The 15699-nt window shown below is 71.2% G+C and carries 14 protein-coding genes; 10 read left to right on the forward strand and 4 right to left on the reverse strand.

From position 1 onward, the window contains the following. Positions 1 to 22 precede the first annotated feature (22 nt). From OG357_RS07655 to OG357_RS07680, 6 genes are read left to right on the forward strand one after another with little or no spacing between them, the layout of a single operon-like run. The gene (locus tag OG357_RS07655) at positions 23 to 493 is read left to right on the forward strand and encodes a cupin domain-containing protein (protein ID WP_329620424.1); all 471 of its coding nucleotides are present in this window, start codon (positions 23 to 25) and stop codon (positions 491 to 493) included. Further along, a complete protein-coding gene (locus OG357_RS07660; RefSeq protein ID WP_329620425.1) occupies positions 490 to 1758 on the forward strand; it encodes a beta-ketoacyl-[acyl-carrier-protein] synthase family protein in 1269 nt (422 codons plus the stop codon). Before OG357_RS07655 ends, OG357_RS07660 begins: the two co-directional genes overlap by 4 nt. Next, positions 1755 to 3002, forward strand: a complete 1248-nt coding sequence (locus OG357_RS07665; protein ID WP_329620426.1) for a ketosynthase chain-length factor — start codon at positions 1755 to 1757, stop codon at positions 3000 to 3002. The genes OG357_RS07660 and OG357_RS07665 overlap by 4 nt, the downstream gene beginning before the upstream one ends. Before the next feature lie 24 nt (positions 3003 to 3026). Continuing rightward, positions 3027 to 3287 (forward strand): phosphopantetheine-binding protein, encoded by a 261-nt coding sequence (locus tag OG357_RS07670; protein ID WP_329620427.1) that lies wholly within the window; start codon positions 3027 to 3029, stop codon positions 3285 to 3287. Position 3288: 1 nt separating this feature from the next. Then, positions 3289 to 3768, forward strand: a complete 480-nt coding sequence (locus OG357_RS07675) for an SRPBCC family protein (protein WP_329620428.1) — start codon at positions 3289 to 3291, stop codon at positions 3766 to 3768. 44 nt (positions 3769 to 3812) lie between these two features. Continuing rightward, positions 3813 to 4145, forward strand: coding sequence for a TcmI family type II polyketide cyclase (locus OG357_RS07680; protein ID WP_329620429.1), 333 nt, complete (start codon positions 3813 to 3815; stop codon positions 4143 to 4145). An 80-nt stretch (positions 4146 to 4225) separates the two neighbouring features. Here the strand turns inward: OG357_RS07680 and OG357_RS07685 are convergent, their stop codons facing one another. Together OG357_RS07685 and OG357_RS07690 are read right to left on the reverse strand one after the other, a co-directional pair. Beyond that, positions 4226 to 5296 carry a methyltransferase gene (locus tag OG357_RS07685; protein WP_443066639.1) on the reverse strand — a complete coding sequence of 357 codons (1071 nt, stop codon included), beginning with the start codon at positions 5294 to 5296 and terminating at the stop codon, positions 4226 to 4228. A gap of 52 nt (positions 5297 to 5348) precedes the next feature. Next, positions 5349 to 6413 carry a right-handed parallel beta-helix repeat-containing protein gene (locus OG357_RS07690; RefSeq protein ID WP_329620431.1) on the reverse strand — a complete coding sequence of 355 codons (1065 nt, stop codon included), beginning with the start codon at positions 6411 to 6413 and terminating at the stop codon, positions 5349 to 5351. A 187-nt stretch (positions 6414 to 6600) separates the two neighbouring features. Here OG357_RS07690 and OG357_RS07695 point away from each other — a divergent pair, with 187 nt between their 5' ends. Then, on the forward strand, positions 6601 to 8148 hold the full coding sequence (locus tag OG357_RS07695; RefSeq protein WP_329620432.1) for an MFS transporter: 1548 nt from the start codon (positions 6601 to 6603) through the stop codon (positions 8146 to 8148). A gap of 30 nt (positions 8149 to 8178) precedes the next feature. Here OG357_RS07695 and OG357_RS07700 read toward each other — a convergent pair whose 3' ends face one another. Next, on the reverse strand, positions 8179 to 9585 hold the full coding sequence (locus tag OG357_RS07700; protein ID WP_329620433.1) for a short-chain fatty acyl-CoA regulator family protein: 1407 nt from the start codon (positions 9583 to 9585) through the stop codon (positions 8179 to 8181). A gap of 408 nt (positions 9586 to 9993) precedes the next feature. Here OG357_RS07700 and aceA point away from each other — a divergent pair, with 408 nt between their 5' ends. The 3 genes from aceA to OG357_RS07715 all read left to right on the forward strand — a co-directional run bounded on the left by aceA (position 9994) and on the right by OG357_RS07715 (position 13944). Continuing rightward, entirely contained in the window at positions 9994 to 11280 is a 1287-nt protein-coding gene (gene aceA, locus OG357_RS07705) for an isocitrate lyase (protein ID WP_329620434.1), read from the forward strand. Positions 11281 to 11431: 151 nt separating this feature from the next. Beyond that, the gene (aceB, locus tag OG357_RS07710; RefSeq protein WP_329620435.1) at positions 11432 to 13024 is read left to right on the forward strand and encodes a malate synthase A; all 1593 of its coding nucleotides are present in this window, start codon (positions 11432 to 11434) and stop codon (positions 13022 to 13024) included. Continuing rightward, complete coding sequence (locus OG357_RS07715) at positions 13021 to 13944, forward strand: 3-hydroxybutyryl-CoA dehydrogenase (protein ID WP_329620436.1); 924 nt, start codon at positions 13021 to 13023, stop codon at positions 13942 to 13944. Before aceB ends, OG357_RS07715 begins: the two co-directional genes overlap by 4 nt. A 389-nt stretch (positions 13945 to 14333) precedes the next feature. Here OG357_RS07715 and OG357_RS07720 read toward each other — a convergent pair whose 3' ends face one another. Next, a complete protein-coding gene (locus OG357_RS07720) occupies positions 14334 to 15680 on the reverse strand; it encodes an MFS transporter (protein ID WP_329620437.1) in 1347 nt (448 codons plus the stop codon). Positions 15681 to 15699: the final 19 nt, after the last annotated feature.

Here is a 15699-nt window from a genome sequence, read left to right on the forward strand (position 1 = left end):
GCCACATCCGGAGGTATCAACCATGCTCAAGCAACGTCCACGCATCGTGAACCTGAGCGAGACGGAACCCAACCGCAGGCGGGGAGGTGACCTGCGGGCCATGCTCACGCCGGCCACCGTGGGTGCCACCAGCGGCTTCATGGGCCTGGCCATCGTCCAGCCGGGCGAGCGCATCGGCGAGCACTACCACCCGTACTCCGAGGAGTTCGTGTACGTCGTCTCGGGCGCGCTGGAAGTGGACCTGGACGGCGACACGTACGCACTCAAGACCGATCAGGGGCTCCTGATCCCGATCGACGTGCGGCACCGCTTCCGCAACGTGGGCGACGTGGAGGCCCGCATGGTGTTCCACCTGGGCCCGCTCGCCCCCCGGCCGAGTCTCGGCCACGTCGACACGGAGGTCACCGAAGAGGCCCAGTTCGCCGCCGCCGGCCCACACCCGACCGTGCACGACCCGGGACAGGTGTCCGAGCGAAGCGGGGCCATCGAGTGACCCGGCGAGTGGCCGTCACCGGCATCGGTGTGGTCGCTCCGGGCGGCACCGGAGCGAAGGCGTTCTGGGACCTCCTCGCCGCCGGCCGTACCGCGACCCGCGGCATCACCCTGTTCGACCCGGTCGGGCTGCGCTCCCGCATAGCCGCCGAGTGCGACTTCGACCCTGCGGACCATGGCCTGGACCCGGACCTGAGCCGCCATACCGACCGGTACATCCAGTTCGCCGTCGTCGCCGCCGGGGAAGCCGTCCGCGACTCCGGACTCGACACCGACACCGAAGACCCCTGGCGCGTCGCCGTCTCCCTGGGCAGCGCCGTCGGCGGCACCACCCGGCTCGAACACGACTACGTCCTGGTCAGCGCGGGCGGCCGGCGGTGGGACGTGGACCACCGCGCGGCCGACCCCAAGCTGCACATGGCGTTCTCGCCGAGCACGCTCGCCTCCGTCGTGGCCGAACAGTTCGGCGCCCGCGGCCCGGTGCAGACCGTCTCCACCGGATGCACCTCCGGCCTCGACGCCGTCGGCTACGCCTTCCACACCATCGAGGAAGGCCGCGCGGACGTCTGCATCGCCGGGGCGTCGGACTCCCCGATCTCCCCGATCACCATGGCCTGCTTCGACGCCATCAAGGCCACGTCGCCCGACAACGACGACCCGGAGCACGCCTCCCGGCCCTTCGACAACAACCGCAACGGTTTCGTCATGGGCGAAGGCGCGGCGGTCCTCGTCCTGGAGGAGTACGAGCACGCCAGGGCCCGCGGTGCGCACATCTACTGCGAGATCGGCGGCTACGCCACCTTCGGCAACGCGTACCACATGACCGGACTGACCGGCGAGGGACTGGAGATGTCCCGGGCGATCGACACCACGCTCGACCAGGCCCGGCTCGACCCCACGCTGATCGACTACGTCAACGCGCACGGCTCGGGCACCCGGCAGAACGACCGGCACGAGACCGCCGCCGTGAAGCGGTCCCTGGGCGCACACGCCTACGACACGCCCATGAGCTCCATCAAATCCATGGTGGGGCACTCGCTCGGCGCGATCGGCGCGATAGAGGTGGCCGCCTGCGTCCTCGCGCTGAAGCACCAGGTGGTACCTCCGACGGCGAACTACGAGACCCCCGACCCCGAGTGCGACCTGGACTACGTGCCGCGCACCGCCCGCCCCCGGAAGCTCAGGAACGTGCTCTCCGTGGGCAGCGGATTCGGCGGCTTCCAGTCCGCGGTGCTCCTGACGGGTCCGGGTGGGAGGACACGATGAGCACTGAGCGCCCACGGCGTGCGGTCGTCACCGGGATCGGTGTGATCGCCCCCAACGGATTGCGCGCCGACGCGTACTGGAAGTCCGTCCGGGAAGGGCTCGGCGCACTGGACCGGATCACCCGTGAGGGTTGCGAGGCCATGCCTCTCAAGGTCGCGGGCGAGGTCCGGGGCTTCGACGCCTCCGACCTGATCGAGGAGCGCTTCCTCGTCCAGACCGACCGGTTCAGCCACTACGCCATGGCCGCGGCCCAACTCGCCCTCGACGACGCCGGCCTCGCCCGCGACGACCCGGAGGAGCCCTTCTCGATCGGCGTGGTCACCGCTGCCGGTTCGGGCGGCGGCGAGTTCGGCCAGCGGGAGCTCCAGAAGCTCTGGAGCCAGGGATCCAAGTTCGTCGGCCCGTACCAGTCCATCGCCTGGTTCTACGCCGCGAGCACCGGCCAGATCTCCATCCGGAGCGGGTTCAAGGGGCCGTGCGGAGTGGTCGCGAGCGACGAGGCGGGCGGCCTGGACGGCATCGCCCACGCCGCTCGGGCCGTACGACGCGGAACGGGCGCGGTGATCGTCGGCGCCGCCGAGGCTCCCCTCGCCCCGTACTCGATGGTGTGCCAGCTCGGATACCCGGAGCTCAGCACCGTCGAGGACCCGGACCGCGCCTACCGGCCCTTCACCGCCGGAGCCTGCGGCTTCGTCCCGGCGGAGGGCGGCGCGATGCTCGTCGTGGAGGACGAGTCCCGTGCCCGCGACCGGGGAGCGGCCGTCCGGGCCGTCGTGGCCGGCCACGGCGCCACGTTCACCGGCGCCTCCCGATGGAAGGAGTCCCGGGAGGGACTCGCCCGCGCCATCCGCGTCGCCCTCGACGAGGCCGAGTGCGCCCCGGAGGAGATCGACGTCGTCTTCGCCGACGCCCTGGGCGTACCGGAGGCGGACCGCGCCGAGGCGCTGGCGATCGCCGACGCCCTCGGAGCACACGCCACCCGCGTACCCGTCACGGCGCCCAAGACCGGCATCGGCCGCGCCTACTGCGGGGCGCCCGTCCTGGACACCGCCGCCGCGGTCTTCGCGATGGAACACGGCCTGGTCCCCCCCACCCCCAACGTGTTCGACATCTGCCACGACCTCGATCTGGTGATGTCCCGCGCTCGCCCCGCCGAGCTGCGCACGGCCCTCGTCCTCAGCCGGGGACTCATGGGATCCAACGCGGCGCTGATCGTGCGCCGCGGCGACGACTCCGCCCGGTAGGACCGGGCGGGAAGGAGAGTACAGATGATCACCACCGCACTGACCTTCGACGAGCTCGCCGCGCTGATGAAGCAGGCGGCCGGGGTCACCGTCGACGCCCGGGAGCTGGAGAAGGCGCCGGACGCGCCGTTCACCACCCTCGGCCTCGACTCGCTCGGTCTGCTCGGGATCGTCGGCGAGTTGGAGAACCGGTACAGCGTGGCGCTGCCCACCGACGCCGAGCGCTGCAAGACGCCCGCCGAGTTCGTCGGCCTGGTCAACAGCACCCTCAAGACGGGAGTCTGACGTGTCCGGCCACACCGACAACAGCATCACCATCGACGCCCCTCTCGACCTCGTCTGGGACATCACCAACGACATCGAGAACTGGCCCCGGCTCTTCAGCGAGTACGCCGCCCTCGAGGTGCTCTCCCGCGAGGGCGACTCCACCACCTTCCGTCTGACCATGCACCCGGACGAGTCCGGGAAGGTCTGGAGCTGGGTGTCGGAGCGCACCGTGGACCGCACCGGGCGGACCGTCCGCGCCCGCCGCGTCGAGACCGGCCCGTTCGACCACATGAACATCCGGTGGGAGTACGAGGAGACGCCGGCCGGCGTCCACATGCGCTGGGTGCAGGACTTCGCGATGAAACCCGATGCTCCGGTCGACGACGCCTGGATGACCGACAACATCAACCGCAACTCCCGCACACAGATGGCCCTCATCCGGGACCGCGTCGAGCAGGTCGCCCGCGACCGCCGGGGCGCCTCGGTCCTGCCCGGCTGAGCGCACTCGGCCCCGCACACCCGCACTCCCAGGAAGGAAGGTCCATGCACCACGCTCTGATCGTCGCCCGCATGGCGCCCGGTTCGGCGCCGGCGATCGCCGACGTGTTCGCCGCCTCCGACCGTGGCGAACTCCCCCATCTGGTCGGCGTCTCCCGGCGTCGCCTGTTCCAGTTCGGCGACGTGTACCTGCACCTCATCGAGTCGGAGCAGGACCCGGCGCCGGCCATCGCGAAGCTGACCGGACACCCCGAGTTCCGGGACGCGAGCGAGAAGCTGTCGGCGTTCGTCAGCGCGTACGACCCGAAGACGTGGCGGAGCCCCAAGGACGCCATGGCGCAGTGCTTCTACAGCTGGGAGCGGGACGCAGGTTCCTGATCTCCCGAGCAAACCCGAGGCCGCCCGCCCCGCGAACGACGCGGAGCGGGCGGCCTCGGGTTTCCCTCCTTCGCCTCCCGTCAGGCGGGAACGGTGCACTCGAACGCGTGGAGGTACGCGTTGACCGGCCGGATCTCGCCGATGACGAGACCCGCGTCCGTCAGCCGGTCGACCATGCTCTGCCGGGTGTGCTTCGCACCGCCGACATTGAGGAGCAGCAGCAGGTCCATGGCCGTCGTGAACCTCATCGAGGGCGTGTCGTCCACGAGGTTCTCGATCACGACGACCCGGGCGCCGGGACACGCCGCCTTGCGGACGTTGGCGAGCGCCCTGCGGGTGCTGTCGTCGTCCCACTCCAGGATGTTCTTGATGATGTACACATCCGCCTGGACCGGGATGTCCTCACGGCAGTCGCCTGCCACGACACGGACCCGGGGACTCAGCGCGCCGCCGTCCCGCAGGCGCGGGTCGGCGTTGTCCACCACCCCGGGAAGGTCGAGCAGCGTGCCGTTCAGGGTGGGGTGCCGCTCCAGCAGACTCGCCAGGACGTGCCCCTGTCCCCCTCCGATGTCCGCGACGGAGGAGGCCCCCTGCAGATCGAGCAGGTCGGCGACGTCCCGGGCGGACTGCCGGCTCGACGTGGTCATGGCCCGGTTGAACACGTACGCGGACTCGGGCGCCTCTTCGTTGAGGTAGGTGAAGAACTCCTTCTCGTACACGTCCTCGAAGACGGCGCGGCCCGAGCGCACCGCCTCGTCGAGCTTCGGCCAGACGTCCCACGTCCACGGCTCCGTGCACCACAGGGCGATGTACCGCAGGCTGTGCGGATCGTCCTCGCGCAGCAGTCGGGACATCTCGGTGTGGGCGAACGTGCCGTCGGGGTGCTCCGTGAAGACGCCCTGGCAGGTCAGCGCGCGCAGCAGCCGCCGCAGTGTGCCCGGCTGGGTCTTCACCGCGGCCGCCAGGTCCTCGACGGTCATGGGCGTGTCGGCCAGGGCGTCCGCCACACCGAGGCGGACGGCCGCGCGTACGGCGGCGGCGCGCGCCGCCCCGAATACGAGCTCCCTGAGCCGCATGGGCGGCGGAGGAGCCGGATCGACGGTCGGGGGAACCGGATCAACCGTCTGGGGAACCGGATCAACAGTCGTCATCTGTCGCCTTGTCTGTGCTGTGGTGCCGTGGCTGGGGAAGCGGAGCCGACCGTCAGCACATGCCCGCGGGCTCCGAGACCCCGCAGGTGTTGCCACGGAAGGTGTTGCCCTTGCCGGTGTCCCGGTTGGCGAGGTCGGCCGAGCCGTTGCGGAGTACGACGTTGTCGCGGATCTCGTTGCGCTCGTTGAGGGCGCCCACGAAGCTCTTGAACAGCACGATGCCGCCCGACAGCGGCGAGGCGCCGACGTTGTCCACGATCCTGTTCTCCGCCACCAGCGTCTCCTCGGCGCCGGTGAGGACGATTCCCGAGCCCTGCAGGAAGGGCAGCCGGGGGGTCTTGGGGCAGAGCTTGTTGTTGTCGTGGATGTGGTTCCGGCGCAGGGTCATCGCCCCGGCGCGCGGCGTGGACTCGTCGCCCACCACGAATACGGCGGCACAGTTCCCGGTCGCCTCGTTGCGCTCGACGGTCAGGTTCCGCAGGCGTCGCACGGTGACGCCGATCCGGTTGCCGGACATGCGGTTGTGGCTGATCACCGTCCCCTCGGCGTCGACGGCGCCCGCCTCCGTGTCGGTGGTGTTGGAGACGAACAGTCCGGCGTCGGCGTTGTCCCGGGCGACGCTGTGCGTCAGCACGCTGCGTACGGAGCGCTCCAGGGCGATGCCCCAGTTGCCGTTCTTCTCGGCGGTCACCCGGTGGACCTTCAGCCGGTCGGTCCGCGACGCCCACAGGCCGTTCTTGGTGAAGCTCCTGAGCGTCAGCGAGCGCACGGTGACGCCCTCGACGGGACTGCTGTCCGTGCCGGTCACGCAGATGCCGTGACCGGCCTTGGCGCACACGTCGTCGGCGGCGGCCTTGCCGGGCACGAGGACGGTGGGAAAGACGGTCGAACCCCGCAGGGTCAGGTTCGACGTGGTGATGCGGACGCTCTCACGGTAGGTGCCCGGGGAGAGCACGACGGTGTCCCCGGGCTTCGCGGCGTCCACTGCTTGCTGGATCGATTCGCCCGGCTTGACCCGGTGCACCGTCCGATGGCCGGCCGTCGGAACGGCGGCCCCCATCCCCGAGACCACGAGAGTCACGGTGCATGCCAGGTAGGCGATCTGTCGTCTGGTCATACGGCGAAGCTATGAGCGCGTGTTCCGACCTGCCACCGCTGATCCTCCAGGCGGCCCTGGGCATACCTCCCTGCGGTCCACTCGATGGGCGTGGCGCGCGGGTCCTGGGGGGGAATCGCCGCCGCGCCGTGGAGCATGGGGCCGCCGGGGGCACCTCTTCGGTGCAGCGGGCAGGGAAGAGGTTCGAATGCGTAAGTGGTGGCCCTTGGCGGCGATCTGTCTGGGCACCTTCATGCTTCTGCTGGACGTCACGATCGTGACCGTGGCGCTGCCCGCCATGGCCGCGGACCTCGGCACCACACTCCCCGATGTGGAGTGGGTGGTCGACATCTACGCCCTGGCACTGGCGTCGCTGTTGCTCGGCGTCGGTTCCCGGGCCGACCGGGTGGGCCGCAAGAAGGTGTATCTCGTCGGGCTGATCGTCTTCACCGCGGCTTCGCTGGTGTGCGCGGTCGCCCCGAACGTGGGTGTGCTGATCGGCGCCCGGGCGGTACAGGGACTGGGCGCCGCCGGGATGTTCGGTACGACGATCGCCCTGCTCGGCATGCACTACAGCGGCCGGGAGCGGGGTGTGGCCTTCGCCGTGTGGGGCGCCACCAACTCGGTCGCCGCAGCGGCCGGGCCGGTGGTCGGCGGACTCCTCACCCAGTACCTGGACTGGCGATGGATCTTCTTCGTCAACCTGCCGGTCTGCCTGGCCGCCGTCGTCATGACGCTGCGCTCGGTGCGAGAGGCCAAGGGCCAGGGCCGGCAGCGTGCGGACGTGCTCGGCATGGTCACCTTCACGGTGGCAAGCGGGGCCCTCACGTTCGGGCTGATCCGGGCCCACTCCGACGGCTGGGCGGCACCCTTCACGCTCGGCCTGTTCGCAACGGCGGCCGTCGCCCTCACCCTCTTCGTCGTGGTCGAGACGAGGCACGAGCACCCCGTCCTCGACCTGTCGCTGTTCCGCAGGCCGTCGTTCACCGGCATCATGATCAGCGCCCTGTTCCTGCAAGGCGCCGCGTTCGCCTATCTGTTGTTCGAGTCGCTGTGGATGCAGTCCGTACTGGGGTACGAGCCCGTCGAAGCAGGTCTCTACATCCTGCCCATGTGCGCCTCCGCGTTCGTCGTCTCGGCGCTCACAGGCCGCTTCGGTCCCTGGCCGCCCCGGGCGACCATCGGGGGAGGGCTTGCCCTCATCGCCCTGGGCTCCGGAATGCAGGCCACACTCGACGCGGGGTCTTCGGGGAGCAGCCTCGTGGCAGGGCTCGTCGTCGCAGGCCTGGGCGTCGGGCTCGTGACACCGAGCCTGTCGGCGGCGGCCCTGGCCACGGTACCGCCGGAGCGCGGAGGCATGGTGGGCGGTGCGGTCAACACCTTCCGCCAGTTGGGCTTCGCCTTGGGGATCGCCGGGTTCGGCCTGATCTTTCAGTCGCGGATCGAGAGTGTGCTGAAGGCCGACGGCAGTGTCCCGGACCCGCATGAGGCGGCCGTCGCTCTGAGCGGCGGACAAGCCCGGTCGATCGTCGCCGGCTGGCCGGAAGGTGAACGCGCCGAGATGGCGCACTTGGTGCGTGAGGCGTTCGCGTCCGGCCTGAACGCGGTGCTGGTCGTGGCGGCGGCCCTGGGGGCGGCGGCCTCACTGCTCGTCGTCGCGACGGTGCGCGTCCCCACGGGCGGCGCCGAGCAGCGGAAGCCGGAAGCGGGCGCGAGCCCACACGGACAGGAGACGCGAGCGGACGCCGCCCTGTAGCGGCGGCCCGGGTGTGGGCGGCGGAGTGGATCAGCCCGTCGGGTAGGCGACGGGGTACGGGACGAAGGTGCTGGTGTTCTGGTCGATCCGCAGCGGGCGGCCGAGGGGCGGTGCGGCGCGCTGGGGGCAGTCCAGGCGTTCGCAGACGCGGCATCCCATGCCGATCGGGGTGGCGGCGGCCGTGTTGTCCAGGTCGAGGCCGTCGGAGTACACCAGCCGGTGGGCGTGGCGGATCTCGCAGCCGAGGCCGATGGCGAAGGTCTTGCCGGGCCGGCCCCAGCCGCCGCGGTGCCGGGTGACGGCGCGTGCCGTCCAGAGGTAGCGCTGCCCGTCGGGCATGGCCGCGACCTGGACGTGGATGCGGCCGGGTGCGGCGAAGGCCTCGTACACGTTCCACAGGGGGCAGGTGCCGCCGGAGCGGGAGAAATGGAAGCCGGTGGCCGACTGCCGCTTCGACATGTTCCCCGCCCGGTCCACCCGGACGAAGGAGAAGGGGACACCCCGCAGGCGGGGGCGCTGGAGGGTGCTGAGGCGGTGGCAGACGGTCTCGTAGCCGAGCCCGAAGCGGTCGGTGAGCCGCTCGATGTCGTACCGGAACTCCTCCGCCGCCGCGTGGAACGGCTCGTACGGCAGGATCAGCGCGGCCGCGAAGTGGTTCGCGATGCCGATGCGGGCCAGCCGGTGCGCGGGGCCACCGGGCGGGAAGTCCTCGGCCGCCTGCCGGTCCAGGCCGTCCCCGTACTCCAGGAGCGCCAGCTGGGTGGCCATGCGGAAGGCCCGCTGGCCGGGGCGCAGGAGCGCCGACAGGTGCAGCGAACGGGTGGACTCGTCGTAGTGGTGCAGGCGTTCGCCGCTCTCAGAGGACAGGCGGACCCCGTGGGCGTCGGAGAGCCGGTCCGTCAGGGTCCTGACGACGTCCCCGGGCTTGATGCCGATCTCCGTCGCGAGGGCCTCGGCCGCGCGGTCGGTCTCGTCGAGGTAGTTCTGCCGGCGGTAGAAGAAGTCGCGGATCTCCTCGTGCGGGGAGCGCGGCAGCTCCGGGTCGGCGCCGCGGGGATCCGCGACGTCGGCAAGGCGTTCGCCCAGCTCGTGGTTGCGCCGGCCGAGAGCGACCAGGACCTGTGCGACCTCGGGCATCCGGGAGGCGAGGTCGGACAGGTCGGAGGCGGAGACCCGGGCGGCGGCGAGTTCACCGGCCAGGGCCTCCCGCAGGTCGGCGATGAGGCGGCTGGTGTCGCGCTCGGAGAAGAAGCCCGGGTCGACGCCGAAGGTCTCGGTCAGCCGGAGCAGTACGGGCACGGTGAGCGGTCTGGCGTCGTGCTCCATCTGGTTGAGGTAGCTCGGGGAGATGCCCAGGGACCGCGCCAGCTCGGCCTGGCTCATCCGGCGCTCCTCCCGCAGCCGTCGCAGCCGCGCTCCCGCGTAGGTCTTGCTCACCCGCGTCCTCCCGGTCGGTCCCCCGGCACCCCGGGCCGGATCGGTCCGCGCCCGGGTCAGCGTACGCGGACCCGGGTGCCTTCTTTCTCTTAACAAAGTTGGCAATTGCGGGCCGGAAGATTCGCGGAAGTTGGCAGACGTCCACGATTGATGACACCCCGTGCCGCTGCCAGAGTCTGAGTGCGGCCCGCCGGACGCAGTAGGTCCGGGCCCGGACCCGGGAACCAATTCATGCCCTGATCTCGGCCTTCCCGGTACGGCGCGACCTGGAGCGGCGGGATTGCTCACCTCCGCGTCATCCAGGCACGGGCGGGCCGCACCCCCTATCGAGACACGCAGTGCCACACCCTTCGCGGGCAACCGTTCGGGCTTGGCAAACGCGGCAGATCCAAGGAGACGGTGACGGTCATGGCAGCAGACGCGAGGACGCAGGCGGCCGAGGAGCTGGCCCGGCGCTGGGCGACGGACACGCGCTGGAAGGGGATCGAGCGCACCTACGGGGCCGAGGACGTGGTGCGTCTCTCGGGCAGCGTCCGCGAGGAGCACACCCTCGCCCGGCGCGGGGCCGAGCGGCTGTGGCGGCAGCTGCACGACCGGGACTACGTCCACGCCCTCGGCGCGCTGACCGGCGGGCAGGCGGTCCAGCAGGTCAGGGCCGGCCTCCAGGCGATCTACCTGTCGGGCTGGCAGGTCGCCGCCGACGCCAACCAGGCCGGGCACACGTACCCCGACCAGAGCCTCTACCCGGTCAACTCCGTTCCCCAGGTGGTCCGTCGGATCAACAACGCCCTCCTGCGCGCCGACCAGATCGCCACCGCCGAGGGCGGCACCGACACGACCGACTGGCTGGCCCCGATCGTCGCCGACGCCGAGGCCGGGTTCGGCGGCCCGCTGAACGCCTTCGAGCTGACCAAGGCGATGATCGCGGCCGGCGCGGCCGGCATCCACTACGAGGACCAGCTGGCCTCCGAGAAGAAGTGCGGACACCTCGGCGGCAAGGTCCTCGTGCCCACCGCCCAGCACATCCGCACCCTCAACGCGGCGCGGCTCGCGGCGGACATCGCCGACACCCCGACCGTGATCATCGCCCGTACGGACGCCCTCGCCGCGAACCTCATCACCAGCGACGTGGACGAGCGCGACGCGCGGTTCGTCACCGGCGAGCGCACCGCCGAAGGCTTCTACCGCGTCCGGAACGGCATGGCGCCGGTCATCGCCCGCGGCCTGGCCTACGCCCCGTACGCCGACCTCATCTGGGTCGAGACGGGCACTCCGGACCTCGCCCAGGCCCGGGAGTTCGCCGAGGCGATCCACGCCGAGCACCCGGACCGGATGCTGGCGTACAACTGCTCGCCGTCCTTCAACTGGAAGGCCGCCCTGGACGACGACCAGATCGCCAAGTTCCAGCGGGAGCTGGGCGCGATGGGCTACCGCTTCCAGTTCATCACCCTGGCCGGCTTCCACTCCCTCAACCACGGCATGTTCGACCTCGCCCGCGGCTACGCCGAGCACGGCATGACCGCGTACGTCGACCTCCAGGAGCGGGAGTTCGCCGCGCAGGCGCAGGGGTTCACCGCCGTGAAGCACCAACGCGAGGTCGGCACCGGCTACTTCGACCTCGTCTCCACCGCCGTCAACCCGGCCTCGTCCACCACCGCGCTCGCCGGCTCCACGGAGGAAGAGCAGTTCCACTAGGCCGCTTGACCGCTTGACCGCTTGACCGCCAGACCGCTTGACCGCCAGACCGCCGGTCCGGCGTCCCACCGGCTCGCGTCCCGGACGAACGGGGGGGCGGGCGACCGTCTCCGCCCGCCCTCCCGTTCCCCTCCCAGCTCAGGAGAGTTCGATGACCACCAGCGCACTGACCCGTCGGGTGCGTGTCCTCGCCGCACCGGGCGAGCGCCACGAGCAGATCCTCACGCCCGCCGCCCTCGACTTCGTCGCCCTGCTCGCCGACGCCTTCGCCGAGCGGCGGCAGTGGGTCCTCAAGGAGCGCCGCCGCCGGGCCATCCGCCTCGCGACGGGCACCCCGCTCGACTTCTCGCGCGCCACCTCCCGGATCCGGTCCGACGCGTCCTGGCGGGTCGCGCCGCCCGCCCCCGGACTCACCGACCGCCGCGTCGAGATCACCGGCCCGCCGGAGCGGCGCATGGCCGTCAACGCGCTGAACTCCAGTGCGCGGGTCTGGATGGCCGACTTCGAGGACGCCACCGCACCCACCTGGGAGAACGTCATCGGCGGCCAGCTGGTGCTGCTGGACGCCGTCGAGCGCCGGCTCGACTTCACGAGCCCGGAGGGCAAGGAGTACCGGCTGGGCCCGAATCCCGGCACCATCACGGTCCGGCCGCGCGGCTGGCACCTCGACGAACACCACCTGGAGCTCGGCGGCCGCCCCGCCCCCGCCTCCCTCGTCGACTTCGGCCTCTACTTCTTCCACTGCGCGCAGCGGCAGATCGACGCCGGACGCGGCCCGTACTTCTACCTCCCCAAGCTGGAGAACGCCTACGAGGCCCGCCTCTGGAACGACGTCTTCCTGCTGGCGCAGGACCTCCTCGGCATCCCCCGGGGCACGATCAGGGCCACCGTCCTCATCGAGACGATCACCGCCGCCTTCGAGATGGAGGAGATCCTCTACGAGCTGCGCGAGCACAGCTCCGGCCTCAACGCCGGGCGCTGGGACTACCTGTTCAGCCTCATCAAGACCTTCGGCCACCGCACCGACTTCCTGCTGCCCGACCGGGCCAAGGTCACCATGACCGCCCCCTTCATGCGCGCCTACACCGAACTGCTCGTCCGCACCTGCCACAAGCGCGGCGCCCACGCCATCGGCGGCATGGCCGCCCAGATCCCGAGCAGGGACCCGGAGGCCCGCGCCGCCGCACTGGCCACCGTGCGGCTCGACAAGGAACGCGAGGCCGAGGACGGCTTCGACGGCTCCTGGGTCGCCCACCCCGGACTCGTCCCGACCTGCCACGAGGTCTTCGACGCCGTGCTCGGCGACCGGCCCGACCAGATCCACCGGACCCGCGAGGACGTGGAGGTCACGGCGGCCGACCTGCTCTCCGTCCGCCGGATCAGCGGCCCGCCGACGGACGAGGGGCTGCGGACCAACATCGCCGTCACCCTGCGGTACTACGACGCCTGGCTTCGCGGCCAGGGCGCGGTGGCCCTCCACGGGCTCATGGAGGACGCCGCCACGGCGGAGATCGCCCGCGTCCAGATCTGGCAGTGGCTTCGCCATCGCGTCGTCGACCGCGAGACCGTCCTGCGTCTTCTGGACGCGGAACTGGCCGCGCTCGGGGACGAGTTCCCGCAGGCGGCCTTGGACGAGGTGCGGGAGTTGTTCGAGGAGACCGCGCTCGCGGCCGACCTCCCCTCCTTCTTCACCCCCTCCGCCTACGAGCGCCACCTCGTCCGGACCGCGGAGCCGCGGACATGAGGTCTGCAGACACGAGCGCCGTGGACACCAGCGCCGCGGACATCCGGCGCGTGGGCGTCGTCGGTGGCGGTCAGATGGGCGCCGGCGTCGCCGAGGTCTGCGCACGCGCCGGACTCGACACCATCCTGCGCGAGGTGAGCGGTCCGGCCGCCGCAGCCGCCCGCGAACGGATCGCGGTCTCCCTCGAACGGGCCGTCCAGCGGGGCAAGCTCGACCGGTCCTCCGCCGAGAGCGCGCTCGACCGGATCACCGTCACCTCCGACCTCGGAGACCTGGCGGACCGGCAGCTCGTGGTCGAGGCGGTCGTCGAGGACGCCGACGCCAAGACCGAGGTGTTCACGGCCCTCGACAAGGTCGTCGCCGATCCCGAGGCGATCCTCGCCACCAACACGTCCTCCCTCCCCGTCATGCGCCTGGGCATGGCCACGAGCCGCGCCGACCGGGTCGTGGGACTCCACTTCTTCAACCCGGTCCCGGTGCTCCCCCTCGTCGAGGTCGTGACCACCCTGCACACCGCCGAGACCACGCGGCGGACCGTCACCGACTTCGCCACGACCACCCTCGGCAAGACCGTCATCCGGTCCACCGACCGGGCCGGCTTCGTGGTCAACGCCCTGCTCGTGCCGTACCTCTTGTCCGCGATCCGGATGACCGAGTCGGGCTTCGCGTCGCCGGCCGACGTGGACCGGGGGATGGAACTGGGCTGCGCCCACCCGATGGGACCGCTCCGGCTCGCCGACCTGATCGGCCTCGACACCGTCGCCTCCATCGCCGGCTCGCTCTACGACGAGTTCAAGGAACCGCTGTACGCCCCGCCCCCACTGCTCCTGCGGATGGTCGAGGCGGGCCTCCTGGGGCGCAAGGCAGGACGCGGATTCCATGGATACGACCGGGAGGAGAGACCCGGTACCCCAGGCTGACGACCCTGGGTGGCAGCGCGGGGCACCGGGTGAGGGTCCGGTGCCCCGTGCGGAGGGCGGGTGGCGCTGTGGCGCTGCCCGCCCTCCCGTCATTTCGGGACCCCGTGTTTCTGATTTCATGAACCCGATCCCGCAAGTGGAACGAGAGTTCACCATCAGGCTTCTGGAATGGGAGCACGCCATCATCGCCATGGCGTTTCGAGTTTCGACGCATGAGGTGACCTCGCCTCGGTAGCCGCCGATCCACGGCCAGAGGCGAATCGGTCAATCGGGTCATCCATGTGACCGAAATCGGGTCCGGCACGCCTCGCCGGCTGATCCTGGATCCCGAATTCGGAATTCCGAATCCCGAATTCCGGGGAGGCGTGCCGGAGCGTCAGCGTCGTCCGTCAGGGCTTTCGTACCGCGGCGATGGCCACCGCTCCGATCACACACGCGACGGCCGCCGCGACGTAGGCCAGGTGGTAGCCCGTGAGCTGGTCACCGCTGGTCGCCGCGATCAGGACCATGACCGCCACACCGACGCTGGCGCCGATCTGCTGCGCCACGACGTTCACCGCGCCGGCGACCGCGTGTCGCTCCGGCGGCACGCCGGTGAGCGCGGCGGACGTCATCGAGGGGAAGTTCAGCCCCTGGCCGATGCCGCTGACGACCAGGCCGGGCAGCACGTGCAGCACGTAACTGCCGTCCTGCGGCGTGCTCAGCCACAGTCCCGTTCCCACGCCGATCAGGACGAGCCCGACGGCCATCAGCGTGCGCGGGGTGTGCCGGGCGAGCAGGCGCCCGGTCGCGAAGTTGGCGGTGAGGAACACGGCCACCGACATCGGCACGAGCGCGAGACCGGACTCGAGCGGGGAGTAGTCCAGCATGCCCTGCAGATACAGCGGCGCGAAGAACAACATCCCGACCGAGCCCATGTACTGGAGGAACGCCGCCAGGCTCGCGGCCCGTACCGACGCGATCCGGAAGAGGCCGAGAGGGAGGACCGGGTCGGCGGTGCGGTGCTCGCGCACCACGAAGAACACCAGGAACGCCACCGCGGCGGAGAGCGCGATCCAGGCCGCCGCGCCGCCGGTGCTCACGCCGACGATCAGCAGGGTGAGGCCGAGCGTGCCGGTGATCGCACCGGGCAGGTCCAGGCTGCCGCCGCGCCCGACACCGCCGGGCAGCCCGGCGCGCGTCGCGGCCAGCACGACGAGACCCAGGGCCACCGAGAACCACAACACCGACCGCCAGCCGAAGAACTGGGTCAGCACGCCGCCCAGCAGCACCCCGCCGCTGAAGCTCGCGGCGCCGACCGCCGCGTACACGCTGAATGCCCGGTTGCGCTCCGGGCCGGCCGGGAACACCTCGGTCAGCAGGGCCAGTGCGGCCGGACCCGACAGGGCCGCGCCGATGCCCTGGACCGCCCGCGCGCCGAGCAGCACCGCGGTGTCCGGCGCCACGGCCCCGACCAGCGCGGCCGCCGTGAACAGGGCGACCCCGAACTCGAACACGCGCCGGCGGCCCAGCACGTCGGCCAGGCGGCCGCCCACCAACAGGAAGCCGGCGAACGTCACGGCGTAGGCGATCATGACCCACTGGAGCGTGCTGTCGTCCAGGCCGAAACGCGCTCCGACCGACGGAAGCGCGGCGTTGAGCACCCCGAGACCGCTCACGTCCAGCGCGAGCGCTCCGGCCAGTACGCCGAGTGCCAGGCCCGGCCTGTGCCGTGGCATCACCTCGATACCGGTCATGCGTCACCCGCAACCGTGA

Source organism: Streptomyces sp. NBC_01255 (genome assembly GCF_036226445.1).
Classification (GTDB): domain Bacteria; phylum Actinomycetota; class Actinomycetes; order Streptomycetales; family Streptomycetaceae; genus Streptomyces.